Source organism: Pollutimonas sp. M17 (genome assembly GCF_025836975.1).
GTDB lineage: Bacteria > Pseudomonadota > Gammaproteobacteria > Burkholderiales > Burkholderiaceae_B.
Genome location: NZ_CP107548.1, coordinates 1675496 through 1691236 on the forward strand (window position 1 = coordinate 1675496; position 15741 = coordinate 1691236).

The window sequence follows — 15741 nt, forward strand, 5'->3', positions numbered from 1 at the left end:
GCATGATACCAATCTATTGCCCGAAATCGGAGTCCGAGGCCTCGGTCATCGCGTCGTTGATGGACGCATACGGCATCGCTTTCCTGATGCGTGGCGGCGCATTCAGTTCCATGTACCCGGGGCCGGTCGCCAACAGCCTGAATGCCCGAACCTTGATGGTGCAGGAAGACCAGGCCGAACTGGCCATGCAGTTGCTCCAGCCGTTTATCGAGGAGTAGCGCAGGCTTGCGTTACGATAGCGCTTCGCGGCGATACCCGCCGTATTTCGCCGCCGCGCCGACTTGCCCATGACTCATAGAATCACGCCTTCGACTGTCCTGCTTTTGCTTGTTCCCCCGTTTCTCTGGGCCGGCAACGCGGTATTGGGGCGCATCGTCAGCGACATGGTGCCGCCCATTACCCTGAATTTTTTGCGCTGGGCCATCGCTTTCCTCATCTTGCTGCCACTGGGCCATTCCGTCCTGAGCCGGGGCAGCGGCTTGTGGGCCCGCAGGAAGCGCTATGCGCTGCTGGGCCTGCTGGGCGTCGGGCTGTACAACACCCTGCAGTACATGGCCCTGCATACCTCCACGCCGATCAACGTGACACTGGTCGGCGCCAGCATGCCGGTATGGATGCTGGTGGTGGGCTTTTTGTTCTTCGGCGCGCGCATCGGCGGGCATCAACTGGTCGGCGCAGCCTTGTCCATGATGGGCGTGCTGGTGGTGCTCAGCCACGGTCAATGGGAGCAGCTGCTGTCCATGCGCTTCGTCGCCGGGGATGTCTTCATGATCGTGGCCACGATCGTGTGGGCCTTCTATAGCTGGCTGTTGACGCGGGGCGGCGAGGAGGGAGGTATCCGGCGCAACTGGGCCACGCTGCTGCTGGCGCAGATTTCCTTCGGTGTGGTCTGGTCGGGCGGATTCGCCGCCGGCGAATGGGCGCTGACCGACGCGCGAATCGACTGGAGCTGGGGACTTGCGGCCGCGCTGATTTATTTTGCGGTGGGCCCCGCCATCGTGGCGTTCCGGTGCTGGGGGGCGGGGGTGGGCCGGGTGGGCCCGACGATCGCCGGTTTTTTCAATAACCTTACGCCCTTGTTCGCCGCCCTGATGTCATCGGCTTTTCTTGGCGAAACCCCGCATGCCTATCATGCGGTGGCCTTTCTTTTCATTGTCGGCGGCATCGTGCTGTCGTCCCGGTCTCGTCCGGCATCCTGAGCGCGGTCGGGCAAGACGAAGCAATTGAAGAACTGCGCGATGGCCGATTTGCTGCCTGTGCAGCGCAGCCGTCCATCCTTGGCCGCCGCGTCCAGATCCGCCTTGCCATAAGCCAGCTGAAGCACGGTTTGCGGTTCGCAATGGATCGAAGCCTGGGGGTGCTCGGCCTCGCCCCGGGCGACGTCCACCTGTCCATCTCCGACCCGCGCACGAAAGGTTTCGTCGCCGAACTCGAACTGTATGCACAAGGTCAGGCCGCGGGCGCGCTGCGGATCGAACATCACCTTGAAGGAAAGCATCAGCGCGTCGGCGCCCACCTTGCCTCCGCGGATGAAGGAAGGGGATCGCACGCCCCAGCGAACCAATTGCAGCATGACCGGTTCCAGCTCTCGTCCCCAGTCGGTCAGTTCGTACACCCAGGAGGCCGCCGGAGGAGGGAGCCGGCGCCGCACTATGACCGAATCGGCCTCCAATTCGTTCAGGCGCTGTGTGAGCACATTGGGGCTGATGGAGGGAAGGCCTTTGCGCAAATCGGTAAAGCGCTTGGGCCCCAGAAGCAGTTCGCGGACCACCAGCAGCGCCCAGCGCTCGCCGATCAGGTCCAAGGCGTGCGCGGCGGCGCACGCATCGAGGTAACTGCGTTTTATTGCCATACGTAACACTCTAGCACACTCAATCCTGAATTGATTATTTTTAGTTGTTTTTTAGGACTAAAAAAGGTTAAATAAACGCTCAATGGCATACGGGGCATTCCACGCGGGCGGCGAGCCTGGCCGGTGCTTCAGTCATTTCACCTTGAAGCCAGGAGACAAATTATGGATTATGCAGGCGCCGACAAGGCACAGGAAGAAGTACGGCTGACCATAGACAGCTGGGTGAAAGCGGTGAGTGCGCGGGATGTAAAGGCCATCATGTCGCATTACGTCCCCAATGTGGTGGCGTTCGACGCCGTCCAGCAATTGCAGTTCAAGGGCGTAGAAGCCTATGGCAGGCACTGGGAGGCCTGCTTCGCCATGTGCCCGGGAGACATGATCTTCGATGCGGGCCAACTGGACATCCAGGCGGAAAACGACCTGGCGGTCGCCCATGGCCTGATCCGTTGCGGCATGAAGGACGAGAACGGCAAGGAAAATTGTTCGTGGATGCGCATGACGTCCAGCTATCGCAAGAACGGCGGCAAATGGGCCATTGCCCACGAGCATTTTTCCGCCCCTTTCGACATGCGCACGGCCAGGGCCATGTTCGACCTGGAGCCGGAGGGGGCCCCCGCCAAGATCAGGCCCATTCCCCTGGGCATGAATGCCGTCACGCCCCATCTGGTCTGCGCCGATGCGCTGGGAGCCATCGAGTTCTACAAGAAGGCGTTCGGTGCGACCGAAGAAACCCGGCTGGAGATGGCGCCGGGCAAGCTGGCTCACGCCTGCCTGAGAATCGGCGATTCCGCCATCTTCCTGGTCGATGAGGTTCCGCAATGGGGCTCGGTCAGCCCCAGGTCGCTCAAGGGCACGCCGGTAAGCATCCACTTGTACGTGGAGGACGCCGACGCCGCCCAGGCCAAGGCGGTGGCGGCGGGCGCGAAGGAAATCATGCCCGTCCAGGAAATGTTCTGGGGCGACCGCTACGGCCTGGTGGAGGATCCCTATGGCCATCGGTGGTCCGTGGCCACGCACGTGCGAGACCTGAACGCCGAGCAGATACAGGAAGCCGCAAGGCAGATGATGGATACCGCGTCCGAGTGTCCGGGCGCCAAAGCCGAAGCGTCCTAGCCGGAGGCTTTGGCTCCGCCCCGGCCAATGGCGGATTCCGGTTTCAGTCTTCGGCGATAATCGGGCGATATGAATTTTCCCGGTGGTTCGATGACCAAGCCTCCTGGCCGGCTGCTCGCCTACGTTTGCCTTGCACTCAGCATGTCTCTGGTCGGCGCCTATGTGGCGCTGACCAAGCCCCTGGCGCTGGCATTGCCTGTATTTCTCCTGGGCTGGCTGCGCTTCGGCATAGGCGGCATCGCCATGCTGCGCTGGCTGCGCAAGCCCGCGGGCGAGCCGCCCTTGTCGGGCCAGACGCGGAAACTGATTTTCCTCGAGTCCTTCCTGGGCAACTTCCTGTTCACCTTGTGCATGATCGTGGGCGTGAGCCTGACCAGCGCTGTGTCCGCGGGAGTGATCATGTCCGCCATTCCCGCCATGGTCGCCTTGATGAGCTGGATATTCCTTAAAGAAGAGATCGGCCCGCGCGTCTGGGCGGCGGTGGCTTGCGGCGCCCTGGGCATAGGCTTGCTGTCGCTGGCCCAGGCCGGCGCTCCCGATGCGCCCCAGGCATCGAGCGACGGTGGGCGGGCCTGGCTGGGCAACGTGCTGATCTTCGGCGCGGTCCTATGTGAAGCATCGTATGCGGTCATCGGCAAGAAGCTGACCGCGGTGCTCAGCCCCAAGCGCATCAGCGCCATCATCAATCTGTGGGGTTTCGTCCTGATGACGCCGCTTGGGCTGTATACGGCGCTGCAGTTCGATTTCGCGGCGGTGCGCGTCGAAATGTGGGTCCTGCTGCTGTTCTATGCGCTGGCGGCCAGTGTGTGGACGGTATGGCTATGGATGACGGGACTGAAGTCCGTTCCGGCCTCGCGCGCCGGGGTGTTCACCGTCATGCTGCCCATCAGCGCCGCCCTGGTGGGCGTGCTGGTTCTGGGCGAGACCTTGACGGCATTGCAGGTGATCGCGTTTGCCATCGCGCTGGCCGGGCTGCTGCTGGCGACCCTGCCGGCCAGGCGGACTGTGTAGCCGCGGGCCGGTGTGGTCCGCGCCATTTTCGCGCGGCCAGGCCTAGCCCAGCCCAGCCCAGCCACGGGGCCGGCCAGACCGCCGGCTCAGCCCTGTGCCCCGCAGGCGTATTCGATGATCAGCTGCGCCGAGACCATGCCGTTCCAGACGTTCTGGTCCAGCCGGTAGGCCGCGTCGATCTGTTCGGGCAGCATGTCGGCGTGGTTGAACCAGATGGCGTCGAAGCGCTGATGACCCCGTTCCAGGCTGAGCTTCAGGTGCTTTTCCTTCAGCAGCCTTTGCTGGCGCACGTGGAAAGTATCCCGGAACACGGGGGCCGGAAAGCCGGCGCCCCAAACCTGCTGTTGCAGCAGTCCCGCCACGTCGGCGTTCGCATAGCCGGTTTCCAGCGACCCGTCGGTTTCTATGATGGGATCGAAGCTCTTGCGGCCGCTCAGCTCCTGCACGGCGGCGTCGAAGCCGGCAACGAAAATGTCGTAGGCATCTTCGCGCAGGCTCAGGCCGGCCGCCATGGCATGGCCGCCGAATTTCAGGATGATGCCCGGGTGGCGCTTGGAGACCAGGTCCAGCACGTCGCGCAGGTGCACGTCGGGGATGGATCGGCCCGATCCGCGCAGCTCGCCTTCGTCGGAGCGCGCGAAGGCGAGCGTCGGGCGCCAATAGCTTTCTTTCAGGCGCGAAGCCACCAACCCCACCACGCCCTGGTGCCAGTCGGGGCTGTATACGCAAACGCTGGCGCCCATTGTGGGCAGTGAGGTTTCGATGGCGGCCAGCGCCTCTTCGCGCATGGCGGCCTCGATGCCGCGCCGTTCCTGGTTCATGGCGTCCAGTTGCCGGGCCAGCTCCAGCGCCTGGCCCTCGTCGTCCGTGGTCAGGCAATGTATGCCGATACTCATGTCGGCCAGGCGGCCGGCCGCGTTGATGCGCGGGCCCAGGGCGAAACCCAGGTCGAAGCCGCTGGCCTGGCGCGGCTCGCGCCCGGCGACGGCGAACAGGGCGCGCAGGCCGGGCTGCATGCGGCCCGCGCGCATCTTCTGCAAGCCCTGCGTGACCAGCAGGCGGTTGTTGGCGTCCAGCTTGACCACGTCGGCCACCGTGCCCAGCGCGACAAGATCGGCCAGGTTGTCCAGCCGCGGGCCGCCGTCGGCGGCATAGACTCCGCGTTGGCGCAGCTCGGCGCGCAGGGCCAGCATCAGGTAGAAGATCACGCCTACGCCCGCCAGGTTCTTGGACGGAAAACCGCAGCCGGGCTGATTGGGATTGACGATGGCCAGGGCATTGGGCAGGGTGTCGCCGGGCAGGTGATGGTCGGTGATGAGCACGTCGATGCCCGCCAGCCTTGCGGCTTCCACGCCGTCCAGGCTGGCGATGCCATTGTCCACGGTGATGAGCATGTCGGGTCTGCCGGCGTGATGCCGGGCGGCCAGCTCGACGACGGCGGGCGACAGGCCATAGCCGGTCTCGAAGCGGTTGGGAACCAGGAAGTCCACGATGGCGCCCATGCCGCGCAGGGCGCGCAGGCCCACCGCGCAGGCCGTGGCGCCATCGCAGTCGTAATCGGCGACGATCAGCAGTCTCTTGCGCGCCTGGATGGCATCGGCCAGCACCGCGGCCGCGCGCTGCACATGCGTCAACTTGCCGGGCGGGATCATGGCTGCCCAGATCAACTGCGTTTCACTGGGATGGCGCACGCCGCGCGCCGCCCACAGCCGCGAAAGCAGGGGGTGTATGCCGGCGGCTTCCAGTGCCTTGGCCGCCTCGAAATCGGCGGAACGTATGCTTAGTCTTGGTGTGACCACCACTTCCTCCATGCATTGCGGCTGCCGGGCAGCCATTGCGTCCACCGGCCCAGCGCGGCGGTCTTCAGTTCCACGTACCGGTCGTTCCCGATCAGGACGATCTCGGGCGGTTTGTTCCTGGCCAGAGGCTGGAAGACGCGCGCTTCCAATTCGCCCAGCGCGGCCAGCCATCCGCCCCAGTCGTGCGCGATGCTGCTGGCCAGCAGATCGCCATGCACCCGCGTTTCCGGATCGGGGGCCGGCGGCTTCGTCAATTGGTCCGGGCTTGCGCCGCCGAACAGCCACAGGCTGTTGATGGGAACCAGCCCCTGCCGGTAGCGTTCCTGGTTGACCGGATGCTCATACCACAGCATCTGCACTTCGTTGACCAGGCGGCGCCAGGGCCGCCCCGCCATGTCCTGCGACCACCAGTCGTTGACCGAGGTAATGGCCACCAGGGCGGGGCTGGCGCATGATGGCGCATAGCCTCCGGGCAGCTCGATGCGCCAGCGATCCGTGCCGCCGGGATGCAGCGTGAAGTCCACTTCCGAAAACAGCGCCTGTACGGATTCGAACAAGGCTACACTCTGGTCTGGCGCAATGGCCAGTTCGCGCGCAGGCAGCAATGCCGCGCCGTCGCGGGAAGGTGAAACATGCACCAGTTCGGCCAGCCATACGGGCCGGCCGGCTTCGGCGGTATCGGCCGCCAGCAAGGGGCCCAGGCCTGCGGCGCAGTTCTGTCCGGCCCTGGGCTGGAAACCATGGTGCATCAGTTGCCACTGCTCGAAAGGCGTGCAGCCGGCTCGAGCCGCATCGGCGGTGGTGGATGTTGCATGGCCGCGTTCCAGCCAGCCCATCAGTGTCGGAGCGGCGGCCGGCAGGTAGGAAATCAGTTCGCGCGCTTCGCGAGGGTCGGGCAGGGCGCCAGGTAGTACGATTCGCATTCCAGGATTGTAGTGTCAATGGGAAACGGTGGCTTTTACGATGTCTTATGAATTATGGATAGGTGCCCGCTATGCCGGCCTTGCGCGCTCCCGGCGCCGGGGCGGGCGCGGCGACCGTTTTGTTTCCTTCATTGCCGCCAGCTCCATGGCGGGCATTGCGCTGGGCGTGGCGGCGCTGATCATCGTCCTGTCGGTCATGAACGGCTTCCAGACGCAGGTCCGCGACCGCATGCTGTCGGTGCTGCCGCATATCGAGCTGTACGTGCCGCGCATGGGGCCGGAACAGGTCTTGCAGGAATGGCGGCAGATCGCCGACATGGCCGGCAAGAATCCCGAGGTCCGCGGCACGGCCCCCTTCGTGGCGGCCCAGGGCATGATCGTTCGCGGGGAAGCCCTGAGCGGCGTGCAGATACGCGGCATCGATCCCGCGCTCGAGGACGCGGTGTCCGACGTGGCGGGGCAGATGATTGCCGGCCGCCTGGACGCGCTCGCACCGGGCAGTTTTTCCATCGTCCTGGGCAACCAGATCGCCAGTTCGCTGGGCGTCGGGCCCGGGGATACGGTGCTGGTGCTGGCGCCGCAAGGGTCGATCTCGCCCGCCGGTTTCGCGCCGCGCATGCGCCAGTTCACGGTATCGGGCATTTTCTCGTCCGGCTATTACGAATATGACGCCTCGCTGGCCTTCATCAATTACGAGGACGCCGCCAAGGTGTTCCGCGACAGCGGCACCAGCGGCGTGCGCCTGCGCATCGCCGACATGCAGCAGGCGCCGCTGGTGGCCCGGCAACTGACCCGGTCCCTGCCGTCCTTCGTGCATGCGCAGGACTGGACCCAGAACAACCGCACCTGGTTTGCCGCCGTCCAGACGGAAAAGCGCATGATGTTCCTGATACTGGCGCTGATCGTGGCGGTGGCGGCATTCAACCTGCTGTCGTCCCTGGTCATGGCGGTCAAGGACAAGCGTTCCGACATCGCCATCTTGCGCACGCTGGGCGCGAGCCCGCGCGAGATTGCCCGCATCTTCCTGGTGCAGGGCTCGCTGATCGGCGTGGTGGGCACCTTGCTGGGGGTGGGCTTCGGCATGCTGGTGGCGTACAACATCGATGTGATCGTACCTTTCATCGAGCGCATGCTGGGCGTGCAATTCCTGCCGCAGCAAATCTATTTCATCAGCGAACTGCCTTCCAACCCCCAGATCGCCGACATCGCCGTCGTGGCCGCCACTTCGCTGGTGCTGTCGTTGCTGGCAACGCTGTATCCAAGTTGGCGCGCGTCCAGCCTGCAACCCGCACAGGTGCTGCGCCATGACTGATTCCACGCCCATTCATGCGCTTGCCGCGCGCAATCTGGTCAAGACCTATAACGAAGGCGGGCAGGCCATCCAGGTGCTGCGCGACGTCAGCCTGCATGTGGACCGTGGCGAAATGGTCGCCATCGTCGGCGCTTCCGGCTCCGGCAAGAGCACGCTGCTGCATACGCTGGGCCTGCTCGACCGGCCCACATCGGGAACCGTCTTCATCAACGGCGAATCGGCCGACGGGCTGTCCGAGTCGCAGCGCAGCCAGCTGCGCAACCGCAGCCTGGGCTTCGTCTATCAGTTCCACCATCTGCTGCCCGAATTTTCAGCCCTGGACAATGTGGCCATGCCGCTCATCGTGCGCCGCCAGAACCGGAACCGGGCGCGCGAACAGGCGCAGATCGTCTTGGAGCAGGTCGGCTTGGCCGAGCGCATCGACCACTATCCCGGCCAGTTGTCCGGGGGCGAAAGACAGCGTGTGGCCCTGGCGCGGGCGCTGGTCACCCGTCCGACCTGCGTGCTGGCCGACGAGCCCACCGGCAACCTGGACCGCTATACGGCTGAAAGCATGTTCGAGCTGCTGTCGCGGGTCAATCGCGAGTTCGGCACGGCGTTTGCTATCGTGACGCATGATCCGGCGCTGGCTGCGCTGGCCCATAGGCGGCTGTCCATGGACAAGGGTCGCCTGGTCGATCCCGAAACGCCGCCCCTGGCTTCGGCTTGAAAGAGGGCTGCGGGGCATCGCGCCATCAGTCAAATAGGGGAACCATGCTGATCGATACGCATTGCCATCTGGACGCCTCGGAGTTCCAGTCCGACCGTCTGGCCGTCATCCAGCGAGCCGCGGAACGGGGCGTGAACGCCATTGTGATTCCGGCCGTGGCCTCATCCAATTTCGATGTCGTTCGGGATCTGGCCCATTCCTTCAAAGGCGGCATCTATGCCTTGGGCATCCATCCCATCTGCGTGCCCGACGCCCAGGAGGCGGACCTGGAAGACCTGGAGCGGCGCATACAGCAGTCGCTGGACGATCCGCGCTTCGTGGCGATAGGCGAGATCGGACTGGACTTTTTCCTGCCCAGGCTCAAGGAGCCGGCCATGCGCGAGAAGCAGGAGCGGTTCTACGCCGCTCAGCTGGATCTGGCCGAGCGTTATGGCCTGCCGCTGCTGTTGCACGTAAGGCGTTCACAGGACATCCTGCTCAAGCACCTCAGGCCACGCGGGCCGATAGGCGGCATCGCTCATGCCTTCAACGGCAGCTTCCAGCAGGCTGGGCAGTTCATCGACCTGGGCTTCGCCCTGGGCTTCGGGGGTGCCATGACCTTCGGCCGCGCCTTGCAGATTCGACGCCTGGCGACGCAATTGCCCATGGAGGCTTTGGTGCTGGAGACCGATGCGCCGGACATCCCGCCGGCCTGGCTGGGCGCGCCCGGCCAGCCGGCCGTCCGGAACGAGCCGGGCGAAGTGGCGGGCATCGCCGAAACCCTGGCCGAGCTGCGGGGGGTGGCGCGCGAGCATATCGTGCAGGCCAGCGCCGCGAATGCACGCCGGGTACTGCCGCGCCTGGCGGCCGGCCTGCACGCCTTCAATTGATCTTGAAGCCGGTCTTCCTGACCACGTCCGCCCAGCGCTTTTGTTCAGACACCAGCAATTCGCCCAGCTTTTCCCGCGAAGAACCCACGATGGCGAAGCCGTTGCCTTCGAGCAGCTTGCGTACGCCGTCGGCCTTGAGCGCCGCGATCGTTTTCCGGTTCAGAATGTCCAGGGCCTCGCCGGGCGTGCCCTTGGGCGCGAAGAAGGCGAACCAGGCGCCGAAATCCACCTTGGGCATGCCCTGTTCACGGAAGGTGGGTATGTCGCCCAGCATCTTGGTCCGTTCCGAGCCGGTGATGGCCAGGGCGCGCATCTTTCCGGAGGCCAGCTGCGGGGCCGCCATGGCGGTGGTCACGAAGGCGCCCTGCACCTGCCCCGCGATGATGGCCGTGACCGCATCGCCGGTGGAGCGGTAATGGATGGGCTCTATCTTGAAGCCGCCCGCATCGGCCAGCATCTCGGCGCCGAAGTGGCCCGGCGTGCCGGCCCCGAAGGTGGCGATATTGAAGCGGTCGGCGCTGGTCTTGGCGGCGTCCACGAATTCCTTCAAGGTCTTGTAGGGCGAATTGGCGGGAATGACCAGCACGAAGTTGGCACGCACGGCTTCCGTGATGGGATCGAACTCCTTGAGCGGCGCGTAGCTCAGATTGGACGTGGTCTCGGGCGAGATGCTGATGGAGCCGACCTCGCCCAGCAGGATGTTGTAGCCGTTGGGCGCGCTGTGGGCGACCGAATAGGCGGCGATCTGCCCGCCCGCTCCCGCCTTGTTCTCCACCACGACGGACTGGCCCAGTTCCTTGGACAACTGTTCGCCGACCGTGCGGGCCACGATGTCGGGGCCGGTGCCGGCGGGAAAGCCCACCGTCATGCGGATGGGCTGATCGGGATAGGCGGCCAGAGCGCCCGCCGAGGCAAGAGCCATGCAGGCGGACGAGAGCAGCCCGGCAAGGGTAGAGGTCTTCATTAATTGTCTCCTGATTGTCTTATCAACGTACGGCAAAGAAATTCAATTCGACCCGATCCGGATACCGTGCGCCGGTGCCCAGGAACAGATGCGTATTCAGCCAGGCCAGCCTGGGCGCAGCCGTTTCGAATCTGGGGTAGCTGCGGAAATAGATGCGGGCCGGATCCACCGGTTGGCCTTGTGCCAGCTTGGCGATATCCTCGGCCGAGCCGGTTCGTATGCCGGTGTTCTCCACGTAGACGGTTTCACCCGCATCGGTTTCGATGACATAGCGGGCATGGATGTCTGTGAAAGTGTCCGAGCGGATGGACTGGAAGTCGGCGCCGCCGGGCAGGATGCGGCCGGACAGCAGGGCGCCCGTGACCGTGCCGCCAATAATGGGTATCACCCGGCGTCGGCCGGCGGGCGTCTGGCCGACTTCCTGCGGCGGCGCCACGTCGACCAGCAGGGTGGCCAGGTGTTCCAGCGCGGGAGCGGCAATGGATTTGGTCATATCGGCTAGCCTTTTTTGGTCTTGAGTGCGGTGGGGTCGAAGCCGGCCAGGCGTTTGTAGCGCATGGCGATCTCCTCCAGTTCCGCTTGAGGAACGACGTCGTGTATGTGCGCGTAGCCATCTGGGGCGCGTTCGTGTGCGATCTGCATCACCTGCTCGGGGCCGTTCAGGCGGTTGCGCAGGACGATGCCGGCGGTGGGCGGCAGGCGCTCGGCTTCGTATTCCTTCAAGGCAAGCTCGATGCTGCCTTTGCGCTGCATGGCCGTTGCCTGCAGCCTGTCGGCCAGACAGCGCGCATCCAGTATGGCCTGGGCCGAACCGTTGGAGCCGATGGGATACATGGGATGCGCCGCGTCGCCCAGCAGGGTGACGCGGTCCTGCGTCCAGCGCGGCAGTGGATCCTTGTCCACCAGCGGGAATTCATAGATGGCTTGTGCGCCCTGGATGATGGCGGGAATATCGATCCAGTCCCAGCGCCACGACTCGAAGCGGTCGGCGAACACCGAGGCATCCACGACACGGTTCCAGTCCGTGGCCGGCAGTTCGGGATCGGGTATGCGCAGTTCCGCGATCCAGTTGATGCGCGAGCGTCCTTGGCGGCGCATGGGCTCCGATATGGGATAACAGACGAATTTCTGGTCCTGGTGGCCGGCCATGAACATGGTCTTGCCGTCCAGGTAGGGCTCGGCATCCGTAATCGCGCGCCACAGCATGCGCCCCGAAAACCGCAATGCATCGGACTGCGGATGGAAGAAGCGCCGCACGGCCGAATGGATGCCGTCGGCGCCGATCAGCAGGTCGCCGCGAACCTCTTCAAGCTCGTTCGTTGTACGGTTTCGGAATCGGGCGGTCACGCCTTGCGCGTCCTGCGCCAGCGACTCGAAAGCCAGCCCGGTGTGCAGGCGGCCGGATCCCAGCCGCTGTGCGACCGCATCGGCCAGCAGTAGCTGGAGTTCGCCGCGGTGTATGGAGAGCTGCGGCACGGCGTAACCTGCCGCCAGGCCCCTGGCTTCCTGCCAGATGGCCTGGCCGTGGCGGTTGTAGTAGTGCAGGGCGGAGGTCGGAACCGCGCTGGCGGCCAAGATGTCCAGCAAGCCCAGTTCGTCCAGTTCAGCCACCGCATGGGGAAGCAGATTGATGCCCACGCCCAGCGGCTTCAGCTCGCGCACGCTTTCAAAGATGTCGCAGTCGATGCCGCGCCGATGCAGCATGAGCGCCAGGGTCAATCCTCCGATGCCGGCGCCCGCGATGATGACTTTCAAGAATGCCTCCTAATTTGTTATGTATCATAACAATCTGGGGTGTATCCCAGCCTATCGGGATTTACCCGAATCGGGACGGCGATCTGATCCATATCAAGGCAGGCGATTGCAGAATGGAATAGGGCCTGGATGCATCGCCCTTTGGCCGTCCTCGATCTCCGCGCGAAACATTCCTTGGCCTGTCGCGCAAGGCGTTGCGGCGCTTGCCCGCGGCCTTGCCGGTCGGTTATGGTGCCTGTGGCTTTGGAAACAGGAATGGCATGAGCAGAAAATTGAGTTCGCGTCCCAACAACCGGCGGCCCGCCCAGCGCGGCGAGAAATTCGACGCCCAGGTTCCTGGCGTGGAATACGGCGTGCTGGACGAGCTTATCGGCTATTCGATACGGCGCGCGCAGATACGGATCTATCAGGACTTCCTGGATGCGCTGGGCCCGTGGTCGATCACTCCGCCCCGGTTTTCCGCCATGACCATCATCCAGTCCAATGCGGGCATGAAGCTGACCGAGCTGGCCAACGCCATGGGTATCGCGCGTTCCGGCGCGGTCGAAGTGGTGAATTCGCTGGAGAAACTGGGGTATGCCACCCGGACCGAATCCACGGTTGACAAGCGTGCCCATGCGCTCGCGCTGACCGATGCCGGCCGCGAGGCGCTGGACGGCATTACCCAGGCCATTCGCGAGCACGATGCGCGCATCAGCGCCAGGTTGACGGCCGCCGAACAGAAAGAGTTGCGGCGCCTGCTGGACAGCCTGGGTTAGCGGACGCGAGAACGCTCGCCCGAAGCTGTTATCCGCAAGCGCGGCTTTATCCGCGTTGACGAGCTGACGTAGAAACCGAAGGGCCGTCTTTAGCCGGTTCGCGCGCCGCTGCCGCAAGTCCGCCTTTACGCTGGCCTATTTGGGAGCGTATGGGCGTGACGGGACGCATGGGTCTGCTGGCTTTCGTGGCGGCAAGCGGCGCGGTGCATGGGCTGCCCGGCTTGCCGGGCTTGGCCCATGGGTTGGCGGCGGTGGCGCTGGCTGTGCTGCTGTCCTTGCTGGTGCTTGGATTGCCGCAACGCGTCCGGGCAGGCATATGGGCGTTGCTATGGGCCGGGTTGGCGGGATTCTGGCTCACCGTCGTTCGTGCCGATCACCGTTTGGCGGACGCCTTGGCCGAACATAACGAAAACAAGGTATCGCGGGTCGTGTTGCGCGTGGCCGGCCTGCCTCGACTGGGGCCGGAGGGCCGCCAATTCCAGGCCCAGGTGCTGTCATCGCTGCCCGAGGGCGTGCCTACGCGCATCCAGGTTTCCTGGCCGCTGGCGGCCTGGTCGGGGCCCTACGGCCGGGGCAGGGATGCAGGCGGCGATGCCGCGCCGCCTGCATCCCTGCCGGATGGCGTACCCGATATTGCGCCCGGCCAGGTCTGGCGCATGGCGCTGAGCCTGAAGACGCCGCGGGGCCTGCGCAATCCGCATGCCTTCGACTACGAAGCTTATATGTTCGCACAGGGCGTGCGGGCCACGGGCAGCGTGCGCGGCACGCCCCATTATCTTCGCGACGAACCCTGGGCCAGCCTGCCCATCGCCGCCCAGCGGGCCCGGCATGCGGTGCGCGCCGCCATGCTGCCACACCTCGAGGGCAAGCGCTACGGCGCGGTGCTGCTGGCGCTGGCGATAGGGGACCAGGCCAGTGTCGAGCCGTCCGACTGGACGGTGTTCAACCGTACGGGAATAACCCATCTGGTATCGATCAGCGGATCGCACATCACGATGATCGCGGCGCTGGGCGGCGCGCTGACGTACTGGCTATGGCGGCGCCTGCGCTGGCGCGGCCATGCCCTGGCCGAGCGCCTGCCGGCCCAGGTCGCCGCCGCGCTGGCGGCCTTGCTGGTCGCCTGGCTGTACTGCCTCTTGGCCGGCTGGGGCGTGCCGGCCCGCCGCACCTTCCTGATGCTGGCCGTGATGGCCGGTGCGTATGTGCTGCGGCTGCCCGTGTGCGCATCGAGGCTGTTGTCGCTGGCGGCGTTCGCGGTGGTGCTGATGGACCCCTGGGCCTTGCTGGCCAGCGGCTTCTGGCTTTCCTTCGGCGCCGTCTATGTGCTGATGACCAGCAGCGGCTGGTGGGGCCAGCCGATAGGTCGGGCGGCCCCCGGCCGCTGGCGCCGCGCCGGGATTTTGCTGGCCAGGGCGACGCGCCTGCAACTGGCGGTCACGGCGGCATTGATGCCCTTGCTGGCGCTCATCTTCCACGAAGTCTCGCTGGCATCACCCTTGGCCAACGCCTATGCCATTCCCGTCATCAGCCTGGCCGTCACGCCGCTGGCGCTGCTGTCGGCGGGCGCGGCCGTCGTTCCCGGCCTGGATGCCATGGCCTCGGGCCTGGCCTGGCTGGGCCACGCCGCGCTGGAGCTGATGATGGCGCCCACGGTATGGCTGTCCAATTGGCGCGCCGCCAGCTTCACCGTTGCGGCCGCGCCCTGGTGGCTGACCGCGCTGGCGCTGTCGGGCCTGGTGGCGGCGATGCTGCCTTACGGCTTGCCGGGCCGGCGCCTGGCCTGGCTGTTGATGATGCCGGCCTTGTGCTGGCCGCCCAAGCGGCCCCACGAAGGGGAATGGACCTTGCATGCGCTGGATGTGGGGCAGGCCGGCGCCATCGTCATCCAGACGGCGCGCCATGCCTTTTTATTCGATACCGGCCTGCGCAGCGGGCCGGACTCGGACGACGGCGCGCGCGTCATCCGGCCTTTCCTGCATGCGCAAGGCATCGTCAAGCTGGACACGTTGATCGTCTCGCATGCGGACATCGATCATGCCGGCGGGCTGCGCAGCCTGCTGCAGGCGGTGCCGGTGCAGCAGTCCTACAGCTCCTTCGACCTGGCCGGCTACCTGAAGCGCGAGGCGGCGTTGCTGGGCATGCCGGGCCAGCTGCCGCCACTGCCCCTGGCGATGTCGCCCTGCCAGTACGGCATGACCTGGCATGTAGACGGGGTTTCGTTCGAATTTTTGTGGCCGCTCGGGAACCCGGACGGCCCCCGGGCGGGGAACGGCAGCCGTCGCAATGCGCAGGCCTGCGTCCTGCGCCTGCGCGGAGAACACCACTCGGCCTTGCTGCCGGCCGATATCGGCGCTGCGCAAGAGGCGGCGCTGGTGGACAGGGGGCTGGGCTACGTCGATGTCGTGCTGGCGCCGCATCATGGCTCCAAGTCCTCGTCCAGCCCGGCCTTCGTGAACGAAACGCAAGCCTGGCACGTCGTGGCGCAGGCGGGCGCGTGGAACCGCTACGGGCACCCCAATTCCGATGTCCAGAGCCGCTGGCAACGCAGCGGCGCGGCGTTCTGGCGCAGCGACTGGCATGGCGCGGTCACGGTGCATTCATCGGCCGGCGGCTTGCGGGCGACCAGCGCCAGGCAGGCATCGCGGCGATATTGGCAGACGCGTTGATCACCCGTTC

General features: G+C 65.5%; 15 protein-coding genes and 1 pseudogene. 10 read left to right on the forward strand and 6 right to left on the reverse strand.

Annotated features, from left to right (window positions below; genetic code table 11):
* Positions 1–2 precede the first annotated feature (2 nt).
* Positions 3–218 carry a putative signal transducing protein gene (locus tag OEG81_RS07980; RefSeq protein WP_264132189.1) on the forward strand — a complete coding sequence of 72 codons (216 nt, stop codon included), beginning with the start codon at positions 3–5 and terminating at the stop codon, positions 216–218.
* 69 nt (positions 219–287) lie between these two features.
* A complete protein-coding gene (locus tag OEG81_RS07985) occupies positions 288–1199 on the forward strand; it encodes a DMT family transporter (RefSeq protein WP_264132190.1) in 912 nt (303 codons plus the stop codon).
* On the opposite strand, the gene OEG81_RS07990 is transcribed toward OEG81_RS07985, so the two are convergent.
* Positions 1130–1852, reverse strand: coding sequence for a winged helix-turn-helix transcriptional regulator (locus OEG81_RS07990; protein ID WP_264132191.1), 723 nt, complete (start codon positions 1850–1852; stop codon positions 1130–1132). The genes OEG81_RS07985 and OEG81_RS07990 overlap by 70 nt on opposite strands.
* A gap of 162 nt (positions 1853–2014) precedes the next feature.
* On the opposite strand from OEG81_RS07990, the pseudogene OEG81_RS07995 reads away from it, so the two are divergent.
* The 3 genes and pseudogenes from OEG81_RS07995 to OEG81_RS08005 form a co-directional block, all read left to right on the forward strand.
* Positions 2015–2404 (forward strand): annotated as a pseudogene (locus tag OEG81_RS07995) (YybH family protein); the annotation flags it as partial.
* A gap of 15 nt (positions 2405–2419) precedes the next feature.
* Positions 2420–2965 (forward strand): VOC family protein, encoded by a 546-nt coding sequence (locus tag OEG81_RS08000; RefSeq protein WP_317135381.1) that lies wholly within the window; start codon positions 2420–2422, stop codon positions 2963–2965.
* Between the two features lie 90 nt (positions 2966–3055).
* Entirely contained in the window at positions 3056–3976 is a 921-nt protein-coding gene (locus tag OEG81_RS08005; protein ID WP_264132193.1) for a DMT family transporter, read from the forward strand.
* Positions 3977–4062: 86 nt separating this feature from the next.
* Here OEG81_RS08005 and recJ read toward each other — a convergent pair whose 3' ends face one another.
* Both recJ and OEG81_RS08015 read right to left on the reverse strand, forming a co-directional pair.
* Complete coding sequence (recJ, locus tag OEG81_RS08010; RefSeq protein ID WP_264132194.1) at positions 4063–5811, reverse strand: single-stranded-DNA-specific exonuclease RecJ; 1749 nt, start codon at positions 5809–5811, stop codon at positions 4063–4065.
* On the reverse strand, positions 5757–6698 hold the full coding sequence (locus OEG81_RS08015; protein ID WP_264132195.1) for a hypothetical protein: 942 nt from the start codon (positions 6696–6698) through the stop codon (positions 5757–5759). Before OEG81_RS08015 ends, recJ begins: the two co-directional genes overlap by 55 nt.
* A gap of 40 nt (positions 6699–6738) precedes the next feature.
* Between OEG81_RS08015 and OEG81_RS08020 the strand changes: the two genes are divergently transcribed.
* From OEG81_RS08020 to OEG81_RS08030, 3 genes are read left to right on the forward strand one after another with little or no spacing between them, the layout of a single operon-like run.
* A complete protein-coding gene (locus OEG81_RS08020) occupies positions 6739–8010 on the forward strand; it encodes a lipoprotein-releasing ABC transporter permease subunit (protein WP_264132196.1) in 1272 nt (423 codons plus the stop codon).
* Positions 8003–8719, forward strand: coding sequence for a lipoprotein-releasing ABC transporter ATP-binding protein LolD (gene lolD / locus OEG81_RS08025; RefSeq protein WP_264132198.1), 717 nt, complete (start codon positions 8003–8005; stop codon positions 8717–8719). The genes OEG81_RS08020 and lolD overlap by 8 nt, the downstream gene beginning before the upstream one ends.
* 44 nt (positions 8720–8763) lie before the next feature.
* Complete coding sequence (locus OEG81_RS08030; protein ID WP_264132200.1) at positions 8764–9588, forward strand: TatD family hydrolase; 825 nt, start codon at positions 8764–8766, stop codon at positions 9586–9588.
* On the opposite strand, the gene OEG81_RS08035 is transcribed toward OEG81_RS08030, so the two are convergent.
* The 3 genes from OEG81_RS08035 to OEG81_RS08045 are packed head-to-tail and all read right to left on the reverse strand — an operon-like array spanning position 9581 to position 12307.
* On the reverse strand, positions 9581–10552 hold the full coding sequence (locus tag OEG81_RS08035; RefSeq protein WP_264132201.1) for a Bug family tripartite tricarboxylate transporter substrate binding protein: 972 nt from the start codon (positions 10550–10552) through the stop codon (positions 9581–9583). The two genes, OEG81_RS08030 and OEG81_RS08035, sit on opposite strands and share 8 nt — an antisense overlap.
* 22 nt (positions 10553–10574) lie before the next feature.
* The gene (locus tag OEG81_RS08040) at positions 10575–11045 is read right to left on the reverse strand and encodes a DUF3237 domain-containing protein (RefSeq protein ID WP_264132202.1); all 471 of its coding nucleotides are present in this window, start codon (positions 11043–11045) and stop codon (positions 10575–10577) included.
* 5 nt (positions 11046–11050) lie between these two features.
* Positions 11051–12307 (reverse strand): flavin-dependent oxidoreductase, encoded by a 1257-nt coding sequence (locus OEG81_RS08045; RefSeq protein WP_264132203.1) that lies wholly within the window; start codon positions 12305–12307, stop codon positions 11051–11053.
* 260 nt (positions 12308–12567) lie between these two features.
* Here OEG81_RS08045 and OEG81_RS08050 point away from each other — a divergent pair, with 260 nt between their 5' ends.
* Positions 12568–13065, forward strand: coding sequence for a MarR family winged helix-turn-helix transcriptional regulator (locus tag OEG81_RS08050; protein ID WP_264132204.1), 498 nt, complete (start codon positions 12568–12570; stop codon positions 13063–13065).
* A 155-nt stretch (positions 13066–13220) separates the two neighbouring features.
* Positions 13221–15731: a DNA internalization-related competence protein ComEC/Rec2 gene (locus OEG81_RS08055; protein WP_317135378.1), complete on the forward strand. Its 2511-nt coding sequence runs from the start codon at positions 13221–13223 to the stop codon at positions 15729–15731.
* Positions 15732–15741: the final 10 nt, after the last annotated feature.

Bases quoted from the DNA above. Each gene is read 5' to 3' on its own strand.
- OEG81_RS08035 (WP_264132201.1), bottom strand. From the start codon at position 10,552: ATGAAGACCTCTACCCTTGCCGGGCTGCTCTCGTCCGCCTGCATGGCT.
- OEG81_RS08015 (WP_264132195.1), bottom strand. From the start codon at position 6,698: ATGCGAATCGTACTACCTGGCGCCCTGCCCGACCCTCGCGAAGCGCGC.
- OEG81_RS08050 (WP_264132204.1), top strand. From the start codon at position 12,568: ATGAGCAGAAAATTGAGTTCGCGTCCCAACAACCGGCGGCCCGCCCAG.
- OEG81_RS08020 (WP_264132196.1), top strand. From the start codon at position 6,739: ATGTCTTATGAATTATGGATAGGTGCCCGCTATGCCGGCCTTGCGCGC.
- OEG81_RS07980 (WP_264132189.1), top strand. From the start codon at position 3: ATGATACCAATCTATTGCCCGAAATCGGAGTCCGAGGCCTCGGTCATC.
- OEG81_RS07990 (WP_264132191.1), bottom strand. From the start codon at position 1,852: ATGGCAATAAAACGCAGTTACCTCGATGCGTGCGCCGCCGCGCACGCC.
- OEG81_RS07985 (WP_264132190.1), top strand. From the start codon at position 288: ATGACTCATAGAATCACGCCTTCGACTGTCCTGCTTTTGCTTGTTCCC.
- recJ (WP_264132194.1), bottom strand. From the start codon at position 5,811: ATGGCTGCCCGGCAGCCGCAATGCATGGAGGAAGTGGTGGTCACACCA.
- OEG81_RS08000 (WP_317135381.1), top strand. From the start codon at position 2,420: ATGCGCACGGCCAGGGCCATGTTCGACCTGGAGCCGGAGGGGGCCCCC.
- OEG81_RS08005 (WP_264132193.1), top strand. From the start codon at position 3,056: ATGACCAAGCCTCCTGGCCGGCTGCTCGCCTACGTTTGCCTTGCACTC.
- lolD (WP_264132198.1), top strand. From the start codon at position 8,003: ATGACTGATTCCACGCCCATTCATGCGCTTGCCGCGCGCAATCTGGTC.
- OEG81_RS08040 (WP_264132202.1), bottom strand. From the start codon at position 11,045: ATGACCAAATCCATTGCCGCTCCCGCGCTGGAACACCTGGCCACCCTG.
- OEG81_RS08030 (WP_264132200.1), top strand. From the start codon at position 8,764: ATGCTGATCGATACGCATTGCCATCTGGACGCCTCGGAGTTCCAGTCC.